Source organism: Mycobacterium tuberculosis complex sp. N0072 (genome assembly GCF_030323725.1).
GTDB lineage: Bacteria > Actinomycetota > Actinomycetes > Mycobacteriales > Mycobacteriaceae > Mycobacterium > Mycobacterium tuberculosis.
Genome location: NZ_CP040689.1, coordinates 2,021,848 through 2,043,910, shown reverse-complemented (window position 1 = coordinate 2,043,910; position 22,063 = coordinate 2,021,848). Strand labels below are relative to the sequence as shown.

Genomic DNA, 22,063 nt, shown 5'->3' with positions numbered 1-22,063 from the left:
GTCGATTCTAGAGCAATTTGCCCTGTACGTATCTGGGTTGTATCTGATGCTCAAATTTGTTGTTGTACTTCGGGTTTCACGCCCTGGCGTCATACTCTGCTGTGTGTTTTCCACTCGCCGTAGGGCAGTGTATCCAAAACGGTCTTCACTCCTACTTGCACCAACTGCGGGGTAGCCGGGCAGATAGCCAGCCACGCCTCGCCGGAACCTGCCGTTCGCGCCTGCTGATACAGCGCGATGCGTCCACCGGAGCCGTCTTTCAGCGACAACACCGAGGCGCTGGGGCCCTTGGCGTCGTCTCGGTACTGTCGCGCATACACTGCGACCTCGGCCGCGGGATCCGACAACGCCTGCCCCAGCGCGGCCACCGTCGCGGCACTGATGCCCATTCGGCGCAGATCTCCGCCGGAGAAGACGTTAAACCCCGATTCCTGCCACGACTTCGTTGCCTCTAGCATCTCCTCCATTGGCACGTTGACCGCGTTGATCGCGGCTGGGTCGGCGTGGTGAATCGACTCCAGACCGTCCATTACCAGTGCGGCGATCGAGGCGCTATCCGAGACCGTCACGTCATCGACGGTGATGTCATTGCCAACCCGTACCGCCGACACCCAGTGCTGGCCTCGCCGGGCCAACACCACCCGGAACTCATTGTCAGGGATGTCACGCGAACCCGGCGGCTGGTTCTCGTCGTCTATGACCCCGTACAGCAACTTGCCGCGTGACAGCAGGGCGACGACTTCAAGATCAGGTGCGGCAAGCACCTTCATCCGGGCAGCGACCTGTTCGTTGACCGCGTCGTTGACGACAATGCCCTGCTCGCGCATGACCGCCATCCCCGGGTGCTCGTTTAGCCAGTCATTGGAATCGGTGGAGACGTACGGCCGGCAACGTAACTCAGGCGCAACGTGGCGGATATCCAGTAGCGCCTGAAGCATCCAGAAGCCGTCGACGTTGACGGTGATGTCGGTGCGGGTACTCTGTTGATCCATCGCTACCTCAGCGGTCGAGTGCTAGTTAACTGCAGGACACAGCAGCACACCGGCTGGTTGGTGTGCTGCCGCGACTGAAGTTCAGTTTTAGGCCCAGCTGGAGCCGACGGCGCTGTCGGTTTGCGCCATGTTGTTGCCGGCAGCCTGCACCTTCTGCCCGTGGGCGTTGGCCTGCTCGTAGATCACCTGGAAGTTACGGCCCAACTGGGTAATGAACTCCTGGCAAGCCACCGAACCGGCGCCGCCCCAAAAGTCACCCGCGGCCAACACATCACGAACGATGGCCTGATGCTCCGCCTCAAGCGACGCCGCCTGAGCGCGGATCATGGCGCCATGAGCGTCGACGTCCCCGAACTGGTAATTAATCGTCATATTGGTGTTCTCCTAATGTGAGAAAGCGTACGCAGCTGTGGCTTTCGGCGCTAGCTGCTCAGGATCTGCTGGGAGGCCTGCTCTTGCTGTTCGTAGTTGTTGGCGTCGCGAACCAGCCCGTCACGCACCCCGTGCAGCATGTTCACGATGTTGCGAAACGCCTGATTCATCTGGGTCATGGTGTCTAGCGAGGTCGCCTCGGCCTGACCACTCCAGCCCGCACCGGAAATGTTTTGCGCGGACGCCCACATCCGGCGAGCCTCGTCCTCCACCGTCTGGGCGTGCACCTCAAAACGGCCCGCCATGTCCCGCATCGCATGCGGATCCGTCATAAAACGTGAGGCCATGTTGCCTGTCTCCTTAGTACTGAATGCCTAGATCGTCTGCTGTTATGGACGCCGATAGCTGAATCGGCTGGGCGCTGGCGCAACCCCTGACCCGAGAACTCCGGATGTTCCCCCTCTCCTTCAGCAGGTTCGTGCGAGCCCGTTCAGCCGGCAGCGGCTGCGTTGGCCGCCTCGGTGGCCGCGTATGAGCCAGAACTGGCCACCAGCGTGTTCACGAACATTTCGTGAATGGCCGCGGCCTGGGCGCTGACCGTTTGGTACATCTGCGCGTGCGCAGCAAACTGAGCCGCGGTCAGCGCTGATACTTCATCGGCGGCTGCGGGCACTACTCCGGTGGTTGGAGCAGCCGCGGCCGCGTTCTGGGCGTTCATTGTCGTGCCAATACCCTGTAGGTTCGCCGCCGCAGCTGCCAGGGCTTCCGGCTGTGTGGTCACGAACGACATGCTGTCTTCCTCTCCCAATTAATCCCAGCAACGGCTCTCTGCAAGAGAGTAGATCACTGCAACGCAACAAGTTGATTTCGATGCCACCCGTTCGCAAGTGTTCACCAGTTGGCACCGCAAATTCACCTGTGGTAACGCCACAGTAACAGCGTTTGACCGGGTTTGCGGCCCACTCGAGATACTCGGCGTCGAGCGGGCGCCCAGAGCATCGAATTCAGCCGGAAGAGTCGCGCTGACCAGCGTATTTATCGGCCCACCGACCGGGCTGGGGATGAAATCTTGCCGCAGATAAAGCCCCGTCGGGACGGTCAATTTGGCATCAACGCCCGCCGTGCGCATTGATAGTGCCGTGTGCGGCGTTTACCGACCGGCGCGGTCGATCGCTATCTGCAGCATTTCCGGCGGCCGCGCAGACCGGATCGAAAGCTATCCCGCCGACGGAGACCGGGTAATCACGCTGTGGCGGAACCCGTATCGGTGAGCGAAGGCGCCCGTACGCCGCCCCGCTCTCGCCAGCGGTATGCCTCGAAGCAGGCCTCCCTGACCGCAGCTGGACGCTTCGCCGATGACGGACATCGGCGTGCCCGCCTCAGGCTTCTCCGCGAAGGCCGGAGCCGCGACGGCCCAACTTGGCGGCACCGACAACCTCCCGACCGGCTCCGCCCGCGCCAAACTCGCCGACACCGCCGGGCCTGCACCCAGGCCGGCGAATTGTGGCGTTGGGTACCAGGCTCCGCCGGAGCCAGCCGTTGTGCCCCCTGGGCCGAAGGTCAGCTGCTGTGCGATCGAGGTAAGAAACCGCGCCATGCCCGTCGCCAAGTACGACTGACCGAGCAAACGAACGATCGTCGTCCTTTCCGTGGGGGTAATCGAGCCCAGCAACCGCACGAGCCACCAATCATTGGGATTCGGCCAGCTGACCGACGCAACCGCCTGGGCGACCACCCCAGCGGAGTTGGTGGTCTTCGGCGGCGCCGCGAACGGAATCAACCGCGACGCGCTCGCCGACGCAGCCGCATAGCCATACATAGCAACGGCGTCTTGCGCCCACATTTCGGCGTACTGCGCCTCAGCGACCGCGATCGCCGCCGAGTTCTGACCGAAAAAATTGGTCGCAATCAGCGTCATCACCAAAACCCGATTCGCCGTAATCACCGGCGGCGGCACCGTCATCACAAAAGCGGCCTCATAAGCCGCCGCGGCCGCCGCGGCCTGCATCCCCGCCTGCTCGGCCCGCGCCGCGGCTTGGCTCAGCCAGGCCACATACGGCGTGGCCGCCGCCACCATCGACAACGACGCCGCACCCACCCACGGCGCACCGGTCAGCTCGGCTATCACCGACGCATAACCGGTCGCAGCCAACCCCAACTCCACGGCCACCCCGTCCCAGGCCGCGGCCGCAGCCAGCATCGGCCCCGACCCCGGACCGCAATACATACGGCCCGAATTGATCTCCGGCGGTAACGCCCCGAAGTCCATTCCGAACCCTTTCTCCGGTTGCGGAGTCGCAAACGACATCTGAGGTGCCTTTCAATGGCTCGACGGGGATTGAGCCGCTGGGAAACGCGAGCTAGCTGCTCGGTTGTGAGGCTAAATCGCCGTGCTGCTCCGCCGCTGACCCCGACGCTGCGGGACGTTGGGCGGCCAGCTACATCCCGGGAGCCACAACCGCCAAGTACCCTGTGCTTCAGCGCACACGACCAGTCTCGCCGCGCCATCACCACCTGCATGGATACCGCGATCAACACCACCGGAACTTGCTGACGGCGCGGTGCCGTTGAGTCGCGGGACCGTTAGGAAATCCGGTGCTGAACCCGGCTTCGGGAAAAAATCCCACCGCAAATAACCCACCGAGATCTCGGCGCCGACCAATTGCCACCCGCAGCGGACCACACCAGCCGAGGCCGGCGCGTTAATACGTTGCGGCAGCGACTATCCGGCGAAGGGTGGGCGAGCCATGACGGTGGGACGGAATCCGTAGCGTGGACCCGCGCCGGCCCCGCCCGCACCAGCTAGCGGCAGGCCGCCCAACAGGCTTCCGGGCGCCGCCTCCGGGGCGGCACTGACCGTACTCACCGGTAGCGGAGCAGCCCCCGGAGTCACCGACCCGGGCAACGGTCCACTCCACACCGGCGGCACCGACAGCTTGCCAACCGAAGCCGCATTGCCCAGACCCGCCGCCACCGGCCCGCCACCGAGCATCCCGCCCAGTCCAGGCAAGCCCTTGGCGGCATCCCCAGCAGCCGCGACCGCAGCCGGTGCCGCCGAGCCGATCAATCCCAGGGTCTTGGCCGACTGAATGAAGTTGTTGCCCATGCCGATGCTGAAGTACGGCAGGCCCTCGGTGTTATAGAAGAAGCTCGCGTAGGGCTGCAGGTCGGTCAGCAGTGCCGAAATTGAGGTGGGGAAATTGGGCGTGCCGAACAAGATCTGCCACAGCCACGACAGCGGACCGTTAGACGACTGCAACAGAGGTGAGGTGAGGCTTTGCAGCGCGTTGGGTAGCCCGGTGATCATCTCCGTCAGCGTCGACTGGGCGGTACCGGCGGCGGTGGCCACGGCCGCGGCCTGCGTACCCTGAGCGGTCGGGTTGGCAATCTGCGGCGGCGTGCTAAACGGCGTGACCGCCGAGGCGCTCGCCGAACTGCCCGCGTAGGCATACATCGCCGCGGAGTCTTGGGCCCACATCTCGCCGTACTGAGCTTCGGCGGCCGCGATCGCCGAGGTGTTCTGACCAAAGACATTCGTCGAGATCAGCTGCATCAACGAAGCCCGGTTGGCCGCGATCAACGGCGGAGGCACCGTCGCGGCAAACGCCGCCTCAAAAGCGGCCGCGGCGGCCCTGGCCTGTGTGGCCGCCTGCTCGGCTTGCGCCGCAGCGGCACTCATCCACGCCACATACGGCGCAACTGCCTCGGCCATCGCCGCTGACGCCGGACCTAGCCACCCCTCACTGCTGAGCTGAGTGATCACCGTCTCATAACCGGTGGCCGCCGAACTCAGCTCCGCGGCCAACCCGTTCCAGGCCGACGCCGCAGCGACCATTGGTGCCGAGCCAGGACCGGCATACATCCGCACCGAATTGACCTCCGGCGGCAACGCCCCAAAATCCATCGCAGTGACTCCTCTAGCCGGCCGCGGCCGCGTTGGCGGCCTCGGTAGCAGCATACGACCCTGAGCTCATCTGTAGAGTGTTGACGAACATCTCGTGAATCGCCGCGGCCTGGGCGCTGACGGCCTGATAGATCTGGGCGTGTGCCGCGAACTGAGCCGCCGTCAGCGCCGACACTTCATCGGCGGCCGCCGGGACCACCCCCGTCGTGGGAGTCGCCGCAGCCGCATTCTGGGCGTTCAATGCGGAGCCGATTCCCTGCAGACTGCCGGCCGCCGCCGCCAGTGCTTCTGGTTGGGTAGTCACAAACGACATGCGATCTCCTGCTTAGTTGTCTTCGGGTGCTCACGCCTTTGGGAGCATTGTCATTTCTGCCGAGCTGAGGTCATGGCGTTATCCGGCCGATGGCGGGCGGGCAACCACACTGTGACGGAACCCATATCGGTGGGCAAAGGCGCCGCTACGCCGAGTGATCCGCGACCCTAGCGGCAGTCCGCGGAGCAGGCCATGCGGTCCGTGTGACGAACCGACGGTAGGGTTGGCGCTCACCGCGTGGGCGACCGGGCTTTCGGTCAGTGCAGTCGTTTTGACCCAGCTCGGCGGAACCGACAGAGCCCCAATCTTGTTGGCCCGCGCCAAACTCGCCGACACCGCCCGGCTTGCACCCAGGCCGGCGAATTGCGGCGTTGGGTACCAGGCTCCGCCGGAGCCAGCCGTTGTGCCCCCTGGGCCGAAGGTCAGCTGCTGTGCGATCGAGGCGAAGAACTGCGCCATGCCCGTCGCGAAGTACGACTGACCGAGCAAACGAACGATCGTCGTCCTTTCCGTGGGGGTAATCGAGCCCAGCAACCGCACGAGCCACCAATCATTGGGATTCGACCAGCTGACCGATGCAGCCGACGAAAGTCGTTGCAGCAGTCCAGGCATCGCCGCGACCGCAGCCACCTGTGCGACCACCCCAGCGGAGTTGGTGGTCTTCGGCGGCGCCGCGAACGGAATCAACCGCGACGCGCTCGCCGACGCAGCCGCATAGCCATACATAGCAACGGCGTCTTGCGCCCACATTTCGGCGTACTGCGCCTCAGCGACCGCGATCGCCGCCGAGTTCTGACCGAAAAAATTGGTCGCAATCAGCGTCATCACCAAAACCCGATTCGCCGTAATCACCGGCGGCGGCACCGTCATCACAAAAGCGGCCTCATAAGCCGCCGCGGCCGCCGCGGCCTGCATCCCCGCCTGCTCGGCCCGCGCCGCGGCTTGGCTCAGCCAGGCCACATACGGCGTGGCCGCCGCCACCATCGACAACGACGCCGCACCCACCCACGGCGCACCGGTCAGCTCGGCTATCACCGACGCATAACCGGTCGCAGCCAACCCCAACTCCACGGCCACCCCGTCCCAGGCCGCGGCCGCAGCCAGCATCGGCCCCGACCCCGGACCGCAATACATACGGCCCGAATTGATCTCCGGCGGTAACGCCCCGAAGTCCAACCAGTCCTCCCTCTCCACACACGATCGCGTTGGCGATCCGGATGAGCCCTGATGAGCATTGCCACCAAACGTGGCCAACGAGACGCGCGCTCGGCATCGAAAAGGCGCCGAATATAGCACCGCTAGTCGATAACGGCGTCGCTGCGCAACTGTTGCATAGAAAACACATTAGATTGCAATACCGGCCTCCAGCGCCGATGACGCCAAATATTCATTCCTCGTAAACGATCGTTTGGCCAGCGTTAATTTTGTGGTATGACCCGGAATCGTCAGTCCGCGTCGTCCTCCTCGAGGATGAGCGCCATTTCGGGGCAAGCGGCCACACCGTCTCTGGTCAGCTGCATGTCCTCGGGCCGCACCTCGTGCTCTGCCAGGATCGAGTTGCCCGAGTCGTCGATCGGGAACAGGTCCGGATCGACGGCATAGCACTGCGCATGACCCACGCATCTCGATGGATCGAGACGGACTTTCACGGGATTTCCTCCCTTTACCGCCCAAAGCACACGCCAGCTTGGACCGGACAGTTCGCTTCGAAGATTAGCCGCTGAGCCCCCAGATGCGCTCGACACCACAATGGTGGGTGCACGCCCACGTGCGATATTGGCTAGGTCGGCACCGCTTGGCTACGTCTGCGACCTGCGACAAGAACGGAGACACGAAAGACTTGAGCGCATGACCACCCCCGGCGAGGACCACGCCGGCTCGTTTTATCTACCGCGGCTCGAATATTCGACGTTACCGATGGCCGTTGACCGGGGTGTCGGCTGGAAGACCCTCCGCGACGCGGGGCCCGTGGTGTTCATGAACGGCTGGTACTACCTGACGCGCCGCGAAGATGTGCTCGCGGCGCTGCGGAATCCGAAGGTTTTCTCGTCGCGGAAAGCGCTGCAACCTCCGGGAAATCCGCTGCCGGTGGTTCCGCTCGCGTTCGACCCGCCCGAGCACACCCGATACCGCAGGATCCTGCAGCCATACTTCAGCCCGGCCGCTTTGAGCAAGGCGCTACCGTCGCTGCGCCGTCACACTGTCGCTATGATCGACGCCATCGCAGGCCGGGGCGAGTGCGAGGCGATGGCCGATCTCGCGAATCTGTTTCCGTTTCAGTTGTTTCTCGTCCTGTACGGCCTGCCGCTCGAAGACCGTGACCGTCTGATCGGCTGGAAAGACGCCGTCATCGCCATGTCGGATCGACCTCACCCGACCGAAGCCGATGTCGCTGCGGCGCGCGAGCTGCTCGAGTATCTCACGGCCATGGTCGCCGAACGCCGGCGAAACCCAGGGCCGGACGTCTTGTCGCAAGTGCAGATCGGCGAGGACCCGTTGAGCGAGATCGAGGTTTTGGGTTTGAGCCACCTCCTGATACTGGCGGGACTGGACACCGTGACGGCAGCGGTAGGCTTTTCGCTGCTCGAGCTCGCCCGCAGACCACAGCTGCGCGCCATGCTGCGCGACAATCCCAAGCAGATCAGGGTTTTCATCGAAGAGATCGTCCGGCTGGAGCCATCGGCGCCGGTGGCGCCGCGAGTTACCACCGAGCCCGTCACCGTCGGCGGCATGACACTGCCTGCGGGGTCACCAGTGCGGTTATGCATGGCCGCAGTCAACCGCGACGGCAGCGACGCGATGTCCACCGACGAGTTGGTGATGGATGGAAAGGTGCACCGGCACTGGGGATTTGGCGGCGGTCCACACCGTTGCCTGGGTTCGCATCTAGCCCGTTTAGAGCTCACCCTGCTGGTGGGCGAGTGGCTGAATCAAATTCCCGACTTCGAGCTCGCGCCGGACTACGCGCCCGAAATACGGTTCCCGTCCAAGTCCTTCGCGCTTAAGAACTTGCCGCTACGCTGGAGCTGATCGGTTTGGCCGAACTACCGACGCACCTCGGTGGCTGCCACTTGGACGAACACACCGGTGTCTTCTGCCATCAACAGGCCTCGACCGCGGGGCAGCGGGCCGCCCTTCATCTTGCCGCGAATGAAGCCCTCGTCGGGATCGGCGTCCATCACCAGCAGTGGCGCATTGGCCTGATGCAGGGCCCGCAACATCGGGTCGCTGCCGGCTGACGACCAACCACCGAAGGTGCGCGTGAAGATCACATGCAAGCCGACATCGGCGGCCCTGTTCACAAACGGAACAGCCTTGTGCAACGGTGAATCGAAGCCCGGCGGCAGCTGCTGGATGTCGTCGACGATCAGGAAGATTTCTGGGCCGCTCCACCACGACCGCGACAACAACTCTTCGGCGGACAGGCCCGGTGGCGGCTCACGACCGGCCAACGCCGCCGCAAGTTCACCCATCATCGCCACCACCCCGTCGAGGTTGTAGGCGAACCGCTCCACATAGTCCGAACCGAGCGCGGTCAGCAGCTGACGGCGCGGGTCGACCAGCCATACCTGCGCAGAGGGCCGCCCGGGGGCGGGAGGCGGTGCGCTGCTGGCGCCCGGCGCGTAGAGCCGCCCGATTTCGGACATGATGGTGGCCAGCGTGGTGGTGCGGCCACATTCGCGTCGACCAGTCACCATCAGGTGCGAATTCTCGGCGAAATTCAGATAAACCGGCGCCAGATCCAATTCCGATATCGCCCAGGCGATTCCGCCAGCGCCAACGCCTTGGCGGGTGTCCCGCGAGGCCAGCTCCCGCACCTGTTCCACGCCGAAACGCGCCGGCAACCGGCGCACCGGTGGAGCCTGGGCGCTGGTGAGCCGGCTCACCGCCGCGACCACGCTGTCGCACTCGAAGACATTGTCGGGTGTGCTGCCCAACGCCGGTCGAGCCACCAGGGTGTGCAGGCCGGCCTGCGGGTCGCTGTCCAGGCGGACGTAGTTGACCGCAACCATGCCGCGCCCCGGCTTGACCGGAACGTCCTTGGCGAATCGAGAACGCACCAGCTTGGCGTCCTCAACCGCCGCCAAGCGCAGCTCGATACGGGATCCGAAGCCGCTGCGCACCGGCGGCCGCAGCTCCGATTCGCGGTCGGCAGTGACCACCACGTGCACCCCGAACGAGGGGCCCTGGTTGATGATCACGTTCACCTGCTCGATCAGCACCTCGTTTTCTTCGGCCAGGGCCCGGTAGTTATCGATCACCAGGTAGACGTCACCGAAGCCGTCGTCGGGTACCGGCCCGGCCTCTCCGCCGAACTTGCGGCGCCGGAACATCTCCATCGACGCGATTCCGCATTCCAGGAAGCTGCGTTTGCGCTCGCGCACCAGCGCCAGCAACTCGGCCACCGTCCGGCGCACACCGTAGGGATCGGTGGGACCGGCAACCTCGCCCACGTGGGGGATGCGGGAGACCGTGGTCAACGCGGTGCTGCTGTAGGCCAGGCAGTAGAACTGAACCTGCTGCGGGGTGTGAGTCAGTGCCGCTGAGCAGATGAGTGTCTGCAGCGCAGTGGTCTTGCCCGAACCGCCGGCGCCCAGGATTAGCACGTTGGCACCGGGCCCGGAGGTGTCAACCGTCCACGGTGGCTGGTCATGCTTATAGGGGCGATCGATTATCCCGATCGGGAACACGAGATTGCACGCCGAACCGTACTCCTTGTGCCACGGGCGGCCGAGGAACCGGTTGACCAAGTCGTCGATGGCGACGGGTTGGGTTAGTGGCGGTTGCCAGAGCCGGTACGGCTCGAACTTGATCTTGCGCAGCTGATCAATGATCACCGTCCCAACCTTCGGGGTGCGCACCCCCTCTTCGTCCTCGTCCTCGCCGCCTTCAATGTCGTCCGACTCGAGCACCTCACCGTTGGGCTGGGCAACTACCGGCTCGATATCGGGACCCCCCACGCTAACTTCCAGCGGTGTGAACGAGTTGGTAAACAATTGCGGGCGAATGTAGTCGATGCTGTGTACTAAGGCAGGCGCTTCCTCGCCGTCGATGCTGACGCCGGGTTGGAAGTAGTCCCGCCACAGGAATTCCGCCTGGAATCGGATGATGTCCTCGAGGCTCTTGCGGAAGTAGCCCAGACCGGCCTGTGCGGGCAGATTCACCGCGTTGGGCACCCCGGCCGCCTGCGCCGCTCCCGCGGTACGCGCTTTCAGCACCAAGCGGTAACCCATGTTCTCCATGAGCTTTTCGGCTCGGCTCTCGATGGTCTGAGACGCCATCATCAGGTGAATCCAGTAGGCGCGGCCCTGCCGGCCGATCGAGTCGAGGACGTCGACCGCCGTCGGCATGATGCGGAACCATTCGTAGAACTCGTCGATGACCACCACGAGCATCGGCAGCGGCGCCATGTCCTGACCGCGCGCACGCATCCTGGCTCGCACCGAGTTGTACTCTTTGGCGTCGTCGACACCGGCGCTGTCGCATATTGCTTTGCGGCGGGCGATCTCGCCCCACAGCGCATCCAGAAAGCGCTCCATGAGCGCCTGGTCTTCTTCGAGGTCGGTGATGATCCGCGACACGTGTGGCACTCCCGCGAACGGCTTGACCGCCGAGCCACCTTTGAGGTCTGCCAAAACGAACTGCAACTCCTCCGGCGGATGGCTGAGCATCAGCGATTCGATCACGGTTCGCACCAACGTCGACTTACCGGAACCGGTCGTCCCGGACATGACCCCGTGCGGGCCGTCGCCGCCTTCGTCGAGCGATTTCATATCCAAGAACAGCAGCTCGCCGTTGTCGGAGCGATTACCGAACGGCGCCCGCAATCGCGACCGTCCCATGGTGTCGGTCCGGCTAGCCCACAGCGAGTCGAAGTCGATGTTGCCAGGATCGTCAATCCCGTAGTAGGACAAGATGTCTCGGGCACCAATGTGGGCAACCCGCTGGCCGATCTCTTCATAGGCCTCAGCCAGCCGCCACTGCGCCAGCTTCTGCGCGAACTCTTCTGCCTCGGCGATGCTGACTTGGTCGGTGAGAGCGAAGAACCAAGCCTTGTCGTCGATCACCATCCAGGTGTCGCGGTCGCGGGGCAGCGCCTCGATCACGCCGGTCTTGTCGAACTGCAGCTTCCGCTCCGGGATGTCAGTCCACATCGAAGAGCCGGTCAGGTCGAAGAACGTCACCCCGTCGACACCCTCGGCGCTGATCACGTACTCCCATTGCGGATCGTCGACGTCGGCGATGATCACGGTGTGCGGGGTCGGGGTCTGCGCCGACGAACTCGCGTGTCGAGGCGTGAAAGAACCACGGCCCGCGAATAATTCGGCTTGCTCTGCGGCAAACTCACGAACCGAGGTGTAGACCATCCGCGCGTTACCCGCCGCGTCGTGCCGCCGCGAGTCACCGAAATGCGGTAGCCACTTCACCCAGTCCCATTGGTCTAGATCGGAACTGACAACGATCATCTGGACATGGTCAGGCCCGTGGGAGAACGCCAGCTGGCAGATGATCGCCCGCATCAAACCCAGAACCTGCTCGCGTTCCCCGACCAGCGCATACCAGGGTTCGACCAGCAGCGAAACCATTTTCGGCAGGTTGTACACGACGCTTTGGTAGCGCCCGAATTCCTGCAGCGCCTTACCTGTCACCGGCTCCAGCTCGATGTCGGTCGGCATATTCTGCGGCTCACCCCAGGTCACTTCGGGACGCGTCATTCCCACGCCGACGCGGACAACCCCGAAGTTCAGGTCCTTACCGTCGGGCTTGCGCTCCCACATCCGGGGTGACCCCACGGCGGCCGCCAACGTATTGGGCGCCGGGTGGAACCACCGATAGTTGGCGTCCATGCTGTCGGCCGACTCTTGGGCCGTCTCGCGCAGCATGTCCAGCATCAACATGAACTGAGCGCGCATCGCGTCCAATTTCGGCCGGCTCATTTGCTGTTGGCCGCCGCCCATGCCGCGGAACATCATCATCATGATCCCGACCATCATGAAGAGCGGGAAGATCGAGCCGATGCCGCCGAACACGTGTGATCCGCTGGCGAAAACCATGGCGACCATGCCGCCCAGCAGGCCCACCACCACGACGCCAACCACAATCAGCCACCAGGGCTTGCCCTCCGGCGGCGGAATGCTCAGCGGTGTCGATAGGACAATATTCTCGGGCTTGATGACCGGAGGCTTTTCCGGTGTCGGGCGGGCAAAACCACGCTTCATTTCGGTACCACCAACTCTGCCGGGGTCATGTCCATTGGGAGCGTGTCGTGCTCCACCAACGCGTCCGCTCGTGACAGCGTGGGGCCCTGTGGCAGCAGCCGCAGCGCCACCCACGGCGCCAGGCTCGGCGTCAGGGTCAACCCCAACGCGTCACGCGCTTCTTTGCTGTCCTCCACCCCGAACCGCGCGCCCGCATCGGTCACCCACCATAGCGATTCGGACGTTTGGGCCCCCGGGTTGTTGCCGGTGACGGCCACGAAGTTCGCATGGTCGGGGCCGAAGTAGACCTGATCGGCTTGGCGGCCACTCGTGTCGGCCTTCACCAACGACACCACCTTGTTCATCTCGGTCGCCGCGACCGGAATGGTAGGCCCGGACACGACCCGCACACGGGCCCGGTTTTCACCGGCCGTCCGCTCCCACCACCAACAGGTCGACGGATGCTCGCGAATGTCCACCACTTCCAGGGGATTGTCCGGATACGCAGAGAGATCCAACCGATTCACCACCGGCATCTTGGCCAGCGTTGAGGGTTCCACGGTCAACGGCTTGGTGTTGCCCGCACTACCAGCGTTCTGCAGGATCTGGGCCACCAACGGCGGGAGCGTTTGCACTCCATCGCCCAGGACCAACGAATACTGTTGTGGTCCACTGATTTGCGGTGTGACGATTACCGTCCCGATCGGTCCGGGAGCGCCCGGGAACGTCGCAGGACCACCCGCATTCGGCACTTCCGGCACCAACAGTTCGGGCCCGACCGGCAAAGCGTCGAACAATGCCCGGCTCATCGGACGCGCCTGGCTAACCTGCTCCGGCGTCAACCCCAGCGGCAACAACACCGCTCGATTCGTCGGCTCGATTCGTGACCGGCGCCCCTCCCGGATGACCCACGCATCTCCGCCGTAGCGCAGCACTACCGCGTCCGATCCACTCAAAATCTGCCGGTGACCGGTAAGGTCCGGGGTCCCGTCGATGACCGTCACCGTCACGCCTTGCAGCGACCCGATGCTTGACGAGGTCGCTACCGTGTCGCAGACCAGCCAAGACGACGCGGGTGGACTCTTTGGCGAGAACGATGACGGCGCACCCGGGATACCCACCAGCGGACCGCGCGGCATGGTGGCAATCTGGCTTGACCGAACCAGGTGCGGGTTGTCCGGCCGCCCGGTGATCAGCCGTGCCGATGCCAAATTCAGCGCCGGGTACAACCTGTCACCGACACGGACATAGAGCGCACCGGAATCGCGGTCTGCGATGATCGGCGACTCATTCAACTGGCCGGACGGGCTGATGAACGACCACAACAGCGCCCCCAGACAGATCACCAACGCCGCCGACACCGACGCCACCACCGCCAACGTCTGCCGCCGACCCGGCTCAATCTCCATACGCACACGCCAGCGTGTCAACGCCATTGCGGTTCGACGCGCCAGGAACTGATAACCGGTTACCTGGGTCCGCGTGGACAACCCAAGGCCATACCCCGACCCCCGCTGCCCGCGGCTCTCTTCAGCCACGCTAGATCACCTTCCGGTCTGCTCAGAACACCTGGACATTGACCTGGGTATTTGCCACTGCGCGGATCCCCCAAGGATTCGTCGTGTCTTCACTGGGCATGGTAGCGGCGAATGACCGAGTCCGCCTGTGGAACTGTCCGCTCCGCAGTCTACCTCGTTGACCTGCAACGTAGTGGTGTACGGTAGCCAACCGTGCTGTGCTGACGGAAGGCTCAGATTCCTGCGCTCGCCCGCACACGGGTGCCGGACGCAAGATGGGCGACATGACCGAGCTCGCGCCTTCGCTGGTCGAACTTGCCCGACGATTCGGCATTGCCACCGAGTACACGGACTGGACTGGCCGGCAGGTGCTGGTCTCCGAGGCTACATTGGTGGCTGCTCTTGCCGCCCTCGGCGTTCCCGCCCAGACCGAACAGCAACGCAATGACGCCCTGGCCGCGCAGCTGCGGTCCTACTGGGCGCGTCCATTGCCGGCGACCATCGTCATGCGCGCCGGAGAGCAGACGCAGTTCAGGGTGCATGTGACCGATGGCGCTCCGGCCGACGTGTGGTTGCAGCTCGAGGACGGCACGACACGTGCCGAGGTGGTGCAGGTCGACAATTTCACCCCGCCATTCGATCTTGACGGACGCTGGATCGGCGAGGCCAGCTTCGTGTTGCCCGCCGACCTGCCCCTCGGCTACCACCGGGTGAATCTGCGTTCGGGCGACTCGCAGGCCAGCGCCGCTGTTGTCGTGACGCCGGATTGGTTGGGGCTGCCGGACAAGCTGGCAGGCCGTCGTGCCTGGGGCCTGGCCGTCCAGCTCTACAGCGTGCGGTCCCGGCAGTCATGGGGCATCGGGGATCTCACCGATTTGGCGAATCTCGCGCTGTGGTCGGCGTCTGCGCACGGTGCCGGCTATGTGCTGGTCAATCCCCTGCATGCGGCTACGCTTCCCGGGCCCGCTGGGCGCTCGAAGCCAATCGAACCATCGCCCTACCTGCCGACATCGCGACGCTTCGTCAACCCTCTCTACCTTCGGGTGGAGGCCATTCCGGAACTCGTCGATCTGCCCAAGCGTGGCCGGGTGCAACGGTTGCGCACCAACGTGCAACAGCACGCCGACCAGCTCGACACCATTGACCGCGACAGCGCCTGGGCGGCCAAACGCGCAGCACTCAAGCTCGTGCACCGGGTGCCGCGGTCGGCGGGTCGCGAGCTGGCCTACGCCGCCTTCCGTACCCGCGAGGGCCGCGCCCTCGACGACTTCGCCACCTGGTGCGCGCTGGCCGAGACGTACGGCGATGATTGGCATCGATGGCCGAAATCGCTGCGGCATCCCGATGCCTCAGGTGTCGCCGATTTCGTCGACAAACACGCCGATGCCGTCGATTTCCACCGCTGGCTGCAGTGGCAGCTGGACGAGCAGCTCGCCAGTGCGCAGTCGCAGGCGCTCCGGGCCGGCATGTCGCTGGGCATCATGGCAGACCTCGCCGTTGGCGTGCACCCCAACGGGGCCGACGCCTGGGCTCTGCAGGACGTGCTGGCCCAAGGTGTGACCGCAGGTGCGCCGCCGGATGAGTTCAACCAACTCGGCCAGGACTGGTCGCAGCCACCGTGGCGGCCGGACCGGCTCGCTGAGCAGGAGTACCGACCGTTTCGCGCGCTGATCCAGGCCGCGTTGCGGCACGCCGGTGCGGTACGCATCGACCACATCATCGGGCTGTTCCGGTTGTGGTGGATCCCCGACGGCGCACCGCCCACCCAAGGCACCTATGTGCGCTACGACCACGACGCGATGATCGGCATCGTCGCCCTGGAAGCCCACCGGGCCGGGGCGGTTGTCGTCGGTGAGGATCTCGGCACCGTCGAGCCGTGGGTACGCGACTATCTACTATTGCGGGGCCTGCTGGGCACCTCAATTCTCTGGTTTGAGCAGGATCGAGATTGCGGGCCGGCTGGAACACCATTGCCGGCCGAACGCTGGCGGGAGTACTGCTTGTCGTCGGTGACCACCCATGATCTGCCGCCGACCGCCGGCTACCTGGCCGGCGACCAGGTACGGCTGCGCGAGTCCCTTGGGTTGTTAACCAACCCCGTGGAGGCGGAACTCGAATCCGCCCGGGCCGACCGGGCAGCCTGGATGGCCGAGCTGCGCCGGGTCGGACTGCTGGCGGACGGTGCCGAGCCCGACTCGGAGGAGGCCGTCCTGGCTCTCTACCGCTACCTGGGCCGAACGCCCTCGCGGCTGTTGGCAGTGGCGTTGACCGATGCGGTCGGCGACCGCCGGACGCAAAACCAGCCTGGCACCACCGACGAGTACCCGAACTGGCGGGTGCCGCTCACCGGCCCCGACGGTCAGCCGATGCTGCTCGAGGACATCTTCACCGATCGCAGGGCAGCCACCTTGGCCGAGGCGGTGCGCGCTGCGACGACCTCACCGATGAGCTGTTGGTGAGCTTTCGGTGGCCGGCAGCCAGACTGCATCCAGAGCTGGCTACGGGCCGCTCCAGGTAGAGTCCAATTGTTCGGCCACATTGATGACTTGAGCGGCTTGGGATTTGGGCGAGTCGATCTCGGCAGAGACGTACTGGGCGATAAATCGCCGAATCTCACCGTCAACGCCTGCGAGGATGCGCAACACCTCACCGCGGATCGACTTCGACGACACGTTGACCGTGATATCAGAGGGCCGCGGTTTGGCGACGTCGACAATCAGTAGCAGCGGCTCGGCGGCGCGTGCGGTGGCGCGCAGCGCGATGTCGCCGGCGACCATAAACCGCTGCTTGTCGAGGCGCAGGTCAAGAAGGAGATCGATCGACAGCGGGATATGGATGACAAACGTGATCAGGTCACCCAGCTTTCGCGTCACCCGGGGCTCTCGGATCTTGACGTTCGCGCTAACCTTGGCGATCCCGCCGGGGCCCTGGGAGATCGGTTCCATTGCGAACTCGCTGCCCGCGATGTCGGCAAACGCGGCGGCGACGCGGTCCGGGGTAACTGCTACCTCGAAGAATCTGCGGCCGAACTCTTCGTAGGTAACGTAGTCGTGATTTTGCATAGGTGTATACCGTCTCACGTCACCTGCCATAATGGCCGCTGATCCGCTCGCGCCGCGGTAATTTTGACATTGAACTCGCTGAGGATTCGGCTGGGCAGCCGCGACGTGATCTGCGTCATCTCTCGCGCAGTTGTGAACAACACCACAAGGGGCCGCTTCGATTCGGTGTGTCGGGCGGGGGCCTGCCAGGCTTGACCAGCAGGAGGTGTTTTCAGTCTCATGTGCGCCCACGAATATGCTGAGCAGCGCTCGGCCGTGTCCGGAATCGAGGGGCTGCTTACCTGGCTCGGCGGCGGACACTGGCGCGAACTCGGCGAGCGTCACGAGCGGTCCACGCACGCCGTGGCCGGCGTGATTGTGGCCGTGGGCGCCGCGCTGGCCGGACTCCTCGCGAGCCTCGCGGTGAGCGAGGCGGCCCAGGGGCCGATCTCGTCCCCCATCGGGGCTGCCTCGCTCGCCCTGGTGCTCGGCCTGCTGGTCGGCGCGGTGACCCGCGGTACGGCCAGTGGCCCAGCTCGCGGTCGGGCCGGCGTTACGGGACGCGCGTCCGTCGCGGTCGCCGTCGGTTTCGTCGTCGGCGAACTCGCTGCGCTGGTCATGTTTTCCGGTGCCATCGACCGCCGTCTCGATGAACAAGCTATGCACAGCGCCGACGCGACGCCGGCGGCCGTGCAAGCGTCGGCCTCCCTGCAACAGGCCCGCAATGCGCGCACTGCGCTGGACAGCGCGGTCGAGCGGGCGCGCGGACGACTGGAGGATGCGCTGGTCGTCGCACGCTGCGAATACCACCCAACTCCGGCCTGCCCGCAGACCCGGATCACCGGCGTTCCCGGCCGAGGGCCCGAAACACGAACGGCGAACCAGCTTCTCGCCGACGCGCAGCGTGAGCTGGACAACGCGCTGGCGGCTCGTGATCACCAAGCACCTGCCTTGGACGCCAAAATGGCACACGACGAGCAGGCTCTTGCCGAGGTGCGCCAGGCCGTGGTCGCGGATGCGGGTCGTGGTTTGGGCTCGCGCTGGGTCGCCATGAACGATCTGACATTGGCCAGCGCCGGCGCCTTGACGGCGCGAATGCTGGCGATCGCTTTCTTCGCGCTGCTGTACCTGTTGCCGCTGATTCTCCGGCTATGGCGCGGTGACACAACGCACGATCGCCACGCGGCCGCGCGAGCGGAACGGGAGCGCGCCGAGTTGGAGGCGGACACCGCGATCGCGATCAAGCGGGCGGAGGTTCGCCGGGCCGCCGAAATCATGTGGGCCGAGCACCAACTCACCCAGACCCGCCTCGCCATCGAGGCCCAGGCCGAAATCGACCGCGAACAGCAACGCCGCCGAGTCGTCGAAGCGCTCGAAGGTCCAGTGCGCGCTTCGTCGGAGCGAACCTTGCAGCCAGTGGAGGACGAGGTGTATCTGCCCATCGCCGCCGAAACCGAAGCTGCCAGCCGGACGGTCGCCCAATTGCCTGCTGGGGCAGCCCATCACCGCCCCGGTATCGCGAAAAACCTGCCGGCACAGGTCCAACCGGAGGGTGCGGTTGAACCACGCGAGAAGCGTGCAACCCCAGTGATCCGGTCGATCCCAGACGCCACCAAGGCTGCGGCTCGGTGGATTCGCCCACTGGTGCCGCCGTTTGTCGCACGAATGCTCGACAACACCACTGCGCCGTTGCGCACCGCGCGTCAGGTGTTCGAAGAGGTCGAGGAGATCGCGTTTTCGTTCAAGCGCACCCACAAGGTGACGGTCAATGCCGAAGGTTCCGACCCCAACGACCAGCCCCCGCTGGAATCCCACTCCCCGGCTGCCCCTGCCGAAAGCAACCCGATCGCATCGTCGGACTCTGCGCGCCGTAGCCGGCTGGCTACCAACGATGATCACCCGCCGTTAGCGCAGGTGCCTCCGCGAGACCTGGCGAGCCTATCAGTTGGGTCGACCGGGGAGCTGACCCAACGGGAGGGTCCGCATGAACTGCGTTCCCCCGACGGTCCGCGCCAGCTGCCACCGCCCAGATAGCACAACATAGATCTACCGGTCGCCACGTATTATCCTGCCGTCGGGATGGAGTCAGTCTAAGTGGGTGCGGTATTGACCGACCTTCGGCTAGTTGCACATTGGGGAAGGACAGGGGTGGAATCGGAACCCGGGAGTTCGATCGCAGCGGCGGCGACATGAGGGTCAGTCTGTTCCTGTCGGACGCGGCGCAGGCTGATGCCCAGTCCGGGAAGGTCCATGCGCTCGGGCTGGGCTGGCGGCAATGCCAAACACCGACCCCCCCATTCGCTTTGGTACTGTTCCTTGACATCGACTGGGATGAGACCAATAAGCAGCACCAGCTGAAATGCCAGTTGCTCACCGCCGACGGCGATCCGGTGGTCGTGCCGGGACCACACGGGCCGCAGCGGATCCTCTTTGAAGCCGCCGCCGAGGCGGGCCGCGCTCCTGGCGCAATCCACGGCACCTCGGTTCGCATGCCGCTCACCCTCAACATTCCTGCGGGAATTCCCTTGGAACCAGGAATCTACGAGTGGCGCGTGGAGGTCGAAGGTTACGAGCGGGCCACGGCGGTCGAAGCATTTATCGTGGCCGGCGGGGGCCACCCGCCGGCGTCATGCGGGTAGGGTTGATCGCAGAAATCCTGACCGCGACAACCACTTTCACTATTCTCACGCATCCGATCGCCGCGGTTGGCACCTGCTGTTGCTGATATCCGTTGTGCTGCAATAGGAGTCGTCGAGCGCCTATTGTACAGCTAGCTCTAGCCGCTCGATGCGGCGCACCAGGATACTGGGCAACCACCCGCCGACATCGGCTGCCTCAATTACCGAGGTGCGATCGAGCAGCAGACGCAAGACGATTCGAGCCTCCAAGCGTGCCAGTGCAGCGCCGACACAGAAGTGGGCCCCTTTTCCGAAACTGATGTGGCCTTTGCCTCCTGCACGGTCAAGACGGAACTCGCCGGGTGCCTCGAACTGGGCTGGATCGCGGTTGGCCGCGCCCCACAACAGCAGCAGGTGCGAATCCGCGGGCAGTTCCGTGCCGTCCAAGGTGGTGGCGTTTCGCACGTGGCGGTAGTGGCCGCGAAATGGCGGCTCGTAACGCAGCGTCTCTTCGATAAACGCTCCCAGCAGCTCGGGGTTCGCGCGCACCTGTTGCTGGATATCGGGACGTGTCGCCAGTATCCATACCGCGCTGCCCAGCAGCGCCGCCGTGGACTCGCCGCCGGCGGCGAACAAGGTGACCATCATGACCTGGGCGGTGAGAGTGTCCAGCTCCCCCGATGCGCAGGCGGTGGCAAGCTCACCGAGCAGATTGTCCCGCGGATCGGCCGCGGCACGGTCAAACTGCTCGAAGATGTAACCGCTGAGCTCCATCAACGCCACACCCGCGGCGACGAGCTGATCGTTTTCGACCAACCCTTCGAGTAGCTGAGTGGCCGCGTATCCCCACTTCACCAGCTGGGCGATGTCGGGGTCGGGCAGGCCGATGAGCTCAGCTACGACCATCATCGGTAGGCGATTGGCCATGGCGCCCATCCATTCGATGCACCCATCCTGCATGCCGTCGACCCACAGCCGGTCGGCAGCCTGTACGGTGAACTGCTCCATAACGCGGATCCGCTTGGCCGCCAAGTGACGCAGCACGAGCTTGCGGTGCACGGCGTGGGCAGGATCGTCGGCGGTGGCCAACACGTGTGTGGGTCCGCCGAGTGGGTCCATCTCGAACGGTTTAGCGGTGCCCTCGGCCGTATAGGTCATCGTGGCGGTCAAATTCGAGGAGAAGTCCTCCGGACGACCGATGGCCTCATTGACAGCGTCCCAACCGCACACGGCATAGAAGTCCGAGTTAGCGATCCGGTGGACCGAGCCTGCGGCGCGCATGCGCTCATACAGCGGGTAGGGGTCCTGCACGGATTCGGCACCAAAGAACGTGTTGGCATCCTTGGCAATTGTCATTAGTTCAGCGTGATCGGCGGATACCGCCTGGTCAACGCGTCGCTGCAAGTCGAGAACTGCGCCCGGGGAGCCTTTCGGCGAACGTCTCACCGCGGGAGGCGGACCTGCAACTACGATGAGAATAAGTAAGGTTTGTGTCTCACTATGAGAAGAATCGCTCTTCGCCTCTCGATGGAAATGCGCCTGACCAGTGCCGGGTAACGATTGGATCGTGGGCGGCAACCGCCGCACGATCGCTGCCGAACGGATCTACGCCGCCGCAACCGACCTCATTACGCGCTACGGGCTCAACGCACTCGACATCGACAAATTAGCCCGCGAGGTCCACTGCTCCCGAGCGACCATCTACCGCCGTGCCGGCGGCAAGGCCCAGATCCGGGATGTCGTTCTGACCCGGGCCGCGGCCCGGATCGCCGACGGCGTGCGCTCGGATGTCGAAACTCTGCGGGGGCGGGAGCGAGTCGTCGCGGCGATCCTGTTATCGCTTCAGCGAATCCGATCCGACCCGCTGGGCAAGCTCATGTTCGGCTCGATCCACGGTGGCGCCGGTGAATTGGCCTGGCTCACCGAGTCACCGTTGCTTGCGGACTTTGCTACCGAGCTCACCGGCATAGCCGGCGGTGATCCGCAAGGCGCGAAATGGGTGGTACGCGTGGTGCTCTCACTGATGTATTGGCCAGCTGAGAACGACGAAGCCGAACGCCGGCTGGTCGAAAAATACGTGGCGCCAGCGTTTGCCGAGCAAAGCTGA

Annotated in this window: 18 protein-coding genes; 5 read left to right on the top strand and 13 right to left on the bottom strand. The window is 64.7% G+C overall.

The annotated features are described in order from the left end of the window. Nucleotides 1-89 precede the first annotated feature (89 nt). From FF952_RS09495 to fdxE, 9 genes are all read right to left on the bottom strand, one after another. Complete coding sequence (locus FF952_RS09495) at nucleotides 90-992, bottom strand: ESX secretion-associated protein EspG (protein WP_003408846.1); 903 nt, start codon at nucleotides 990-992, stop codon at nucleotides 90-92. 87 nt (nucleotides 993-1,079) lie between these two features. Further along, nucleotides 1,080-1,364, bottom strand: coding sequence for an effector (gene esxN, locus FF952_RS09490; protein WP_003408840.1), 285 nt, complete (start codon nucleotides 1,362-1,364; stop codon nucleotides 1,080-1,082). 50 nt (nucleotides 1,365-1,414) lie between these two features. Next, nucleotides 1,415-1,711: a type VII secretion system ESX-5 protein EsxJ gene (esxJ, locus tag FF952_RS09485; RefSeq protein ID WP_003408810.1), complete on the bottom strand. Its 297-nt coding sequence runs from the start codon at nucleotides 1,709-1,711 to the stop codon at nucleotides 1,415-1,417. A gap of 143 nt (nucleotides 1,712-1,854) precedes the next feature. Continuing rightward, nucleotides 1,855-2,154, bottom strand: coding sequence for a type VII secretion system ESX-5 target PE19 (locus FF952_RS09480; protein ID WP_003408807.1), 300 nt, complete (start codon nucleotides 2,152-2,154; stop codon nucleotides 1,855-1,857). Between the two features lie 426 nt (nucleotides 2,155-2,580). Next, nucleotides 2,581-3,633: a type VII secretion system ESX-5 target PPE27 gene (locus FF952_RS09475; protein WP_003408805.1), complete on the bottom strand. Its 1,053-nt coding sequence runs from the start codon at nucleotides 3,631-3,633 to the stop codon at nucleotides 2,581-2,583. 453 nt (nucleotides 3,634-4,086) lie between these two features. Continuing rightward, nucleotides 4,087-5,268 carry a type VII secretion system ESX-5 target PPE26 gene (locus FF952_RS09470; RefSeq protein ID WP_003408979.1) on the bottom strand — a complete coding sequence of 394 codons (1,182 nt, stop codon included), beginning with the start codon at nucleotides 5,266-5,268 and terminating at the stop codon, nucleotides 4,087-4,089. Between the two features lie 13 nt (nucleotides 5,269-5,281). Then, nucleotides 5,282-5,581, bottom strand: coding sequence for a type VII secretion system ESX-5 target PE18 (locus FF952_RS09465; protein ID WP_003408976.1), 300 nt, complete (start codon nucleotides 5,579-5,581; stop codon nucleotides 5,282-5,284). 78 nt (nucleotides 5,582-5,659) lie between these two features. Next, entirely contained in the window at nucleotides 5,660-6,757 is a 1,098-nt protein-coding gene (locus FF952_RS09460) for a type VII secretion system ESX-5 target PPE25 (protein ID WP_003901254.1), read from the bottom strand. A 269-nt stretch (nucleotides 6,758-7,026) separates the two neighbouring features. Beyond that, nucleotides 7,027-7,230, bottom strand: a complete 204-nt coding sequence (fdxE, locus tag FF952_RS09455; protein WP_003408803.1) for a ferredoxin FdxE — start codon at nucleotides 7,228-7,230, stop codon at nucleotides 7,027-7,029. Nucleotides 7,231-7,429: 199 nt separating this feature from the next. On the opposite strand from fdxE, the gene FF952_RS09450 reads away from it, so the two are divergent. Continuing rightward, nucleotides 7,430-8,611, top strand: a complete 1,182-nt coding sequence (locus FF952_RS09450; RefSeq protein ID WP_003408802.1) for a cytochrome P450 — start codon at nucleotides 7,430-7,432, stop codon at nucleotides 8,609-8,611. 14 nt (nucleotides 8,612-8,625) lie between these two features. Here FF952_RS09450 and eccC5 read toward each other — a convergent pair whose 3' ends face one another. After that, nucleotides 8,626-12,801, bottom strand: coding sequence for a type VII secretion system ESX-5 FtsK/SpoIIIE family ATPase EccC5 (gene eccC5, locus FF952_RS09445; protein ID WP_003903615.1), 4,176 nt, complete (start codon nucleotides 12,799-12,801; stop codon nucleotides 8,626-8,628). Next, nucleotides 12,798-14,318 carry a type VII secretion system ESX-5 subunit EccB5 gene (gene eccB5 / locus FF952_RS09440; protein WP_003899021.1) on the bottom strand — a complete coding sequence of 507 codons (1,521 nt, stop codon included), beginning with the start codon at nucleotides 14,316-14,318 and terminating at the stop codon, nucleotides 12,798-12,800. The genes eccC5 and eccB5 overlap by 4 nt, the downstream gene beginning before the upstream one ends. Nucleotides 14,319-14,581: 263 nt before the next feature. On the opposite strand from eccB5, the gene malQ reads away from it, so the two are divergent. Then, nucleotides 14,582-16,756, top strand: coding sequence for a 4-alpha-glucanotransferase (malQ, locus tag FF952_RS09435; RefSeq protein ID WP_003408795.1), 2,175 nt, complete (start codon nucleotides 14,582-14,584; stop codon nucleotides 16,754-16,756). 39 nt (nucleotides 16,757-16,795) lie between these two features. Here the strand turns inward: malQ and FF952_RS09430 are convergent, their stop codons facing one another. Beyond that, complete coding sequence (locus FF952_RS09430; protein ID WP_003408792.1) at nucleotides 16,796-17,359, bottom strand: hypothetical protein; 564 nt, start codon at nucleotides 17,357-17,359, stop codon at nucleotides 16,796-16,798. A 219-nt stretch (nucleotides 17,360-17,578) separates the two neighbouring features. On the opposite strand from FF952_RS09430, the gene FF952_RS09425 reads away from it, so the two are divergent. Both FF952_RS09425 and FF952_RS09420 read left to right on the top strand, forming a co-directional pair. Continuing rightward, nucleotides 17,579-19,372, top strand: coding sequence for a DUF4407 domain-containing protein (locus FF952_RS09425; protein WP_003904703.1), 1,794 nt, complete (start codon nucleotides 17,579-17,581; stop codon nucleotides 19,370-19,372). A gap of 155 nt (nucleotides 19,373-19,527) precedes the next feature. Next, nucleotides 19,528-19,977, top strand: a complete 450-nt coding sequence (locus tag FF952_RS09420; RefSeq protein WP_003408775.1) for a DUF6941 family protein — start codon at nucleotides 19,528-19,530, stop codon at nucleotides 19,975-19,977. Nucleotides 19,978-20,097: 120 nt separating this feature from the next. Here FF952_RS09420 and cyp144 read toward each other — a convergent pair whose 3' ends face one another. Beyond that, nucleotides 20,098-21,312: a cytochrome P450 Cyp144 gene (gene cyp144, locus FF952_RS09415; RefSeq protein ID WP_003911660.1), complete on the bottom strand. Its 1,215-nt coding sequence runs from the start codon at nucleotides 21,310-21,312 to the stop codon at nucleotides 20,098-20,100. Nucleotides 21,313-21,502: 190 nt separating this feature from the next. Between cyp144 and FF952_RS09410 the strand changes: the two genes are divergently transcribed. Continuing rightward, the gene (locus tag FF952_RS09410) at nucleotides 21,503-22,063 is read left to right on the top strand and encodes a TetR/AcrR family transcriptional regulator (RefSeq protein WP_003899018.1); all 561 of its coding nucleotides are present in this window, start codon (nucleotides 21,503-21,505) and stop codon (nucleotides 22,061-22,063) included.

Coding starts and splice junctions, on each gene's coding strand:
- FF952_RS09420 (WP_003408775.1), top strand. CDS start 19,528: ATGAGGGTCAGTCTGTTCCTGTCGGACGCGGCGCAGGCTGATGCCCAG.
- esxN (WP_003408840.1), bottom strand. CDS start 1,364: ATGACGATTAATTACCAGTTCGGGGACGTCGACGCTCATGGCGCCATG.
- FF952_RS09470 (WP_003408979.1), bottom strand. CDS start 5,268: ATGGATTTTGGGGCGTTGCCGCCGGAGGTCAATTCGGTGCGGATGTAT.
- eccC5 (WP_003903615.1), bottom strand. CDS start 12,801: ATGAAGCGTGGTTTTGCCCGCCCGACACCGGAAAAGCCTCCGGTCATC.
- FF952_RS09480 (WP_003408807.1), bottom strand. CDS start 2,154: ATGTCGTTCGTGACCACACAGCCGGAAGCCCTGGCAGCTGCGGCGGCG.
- FF952_RS09475 (WP_003408805.1), bottom strand. CDS start 3,633: ATGGACTTCGGGGCGTTACCGCCGGAGATCAATTCGGGCCGTATGTAT.
- FF952_RS09430 (WP_003408792.1), bottom strand. CDS start 17,359: ATGCAAAATCACGACTACGTTACCTACGAAGAGTTCGGCCGCAGATTC.
- FF952_RS09450 (WP_003408802.1), top strand. CDS start 7,430: ATGACCACCCCCGGCGAGGACCACGCCGGCTCGTTTTATCTACCGCGG.
- cyp144 (WP_003911660.1), bottom strand. CDS start 21,312: ATGACAATTGCCAAGGATGCCAACACGTTCTTTGGTGCCGAATCCGTG.
- FF952_RS09465 (WP_003408976.1), bottom strand. CDS start 5,581: ATGTCGTTTGTGACTACCCAACCAGAAGCACTGGCGGCGGCGGCCGGC.
- malQ (WP_003408795.1), top strand. CDS start 14,582: ATGACCGAGCTCGCGCCTTCGCTGGTCGAACTTGCCCGACGATTCGGC.
- esxJ (WP_003408810.1), bottom strand. CDS start 1,711: ATGGCCTCACGTTTTATGACGGATCCGCATGCGATGCGGGACATGGCG.
- FF952_RS09495 (WP_003408846.1), bottom strand. CDS start 992: ATGGATCAACAGAGTACCCGCACCGACATCACCGTCAACGTCGACGGC.
- FF952_RS09425 (WP_003904703.1), top strand. CDS start 17,579: ATGTGCGCCCACGAATATGCTGAGCAGCGCTCGGCCGTGTCCGGAATC.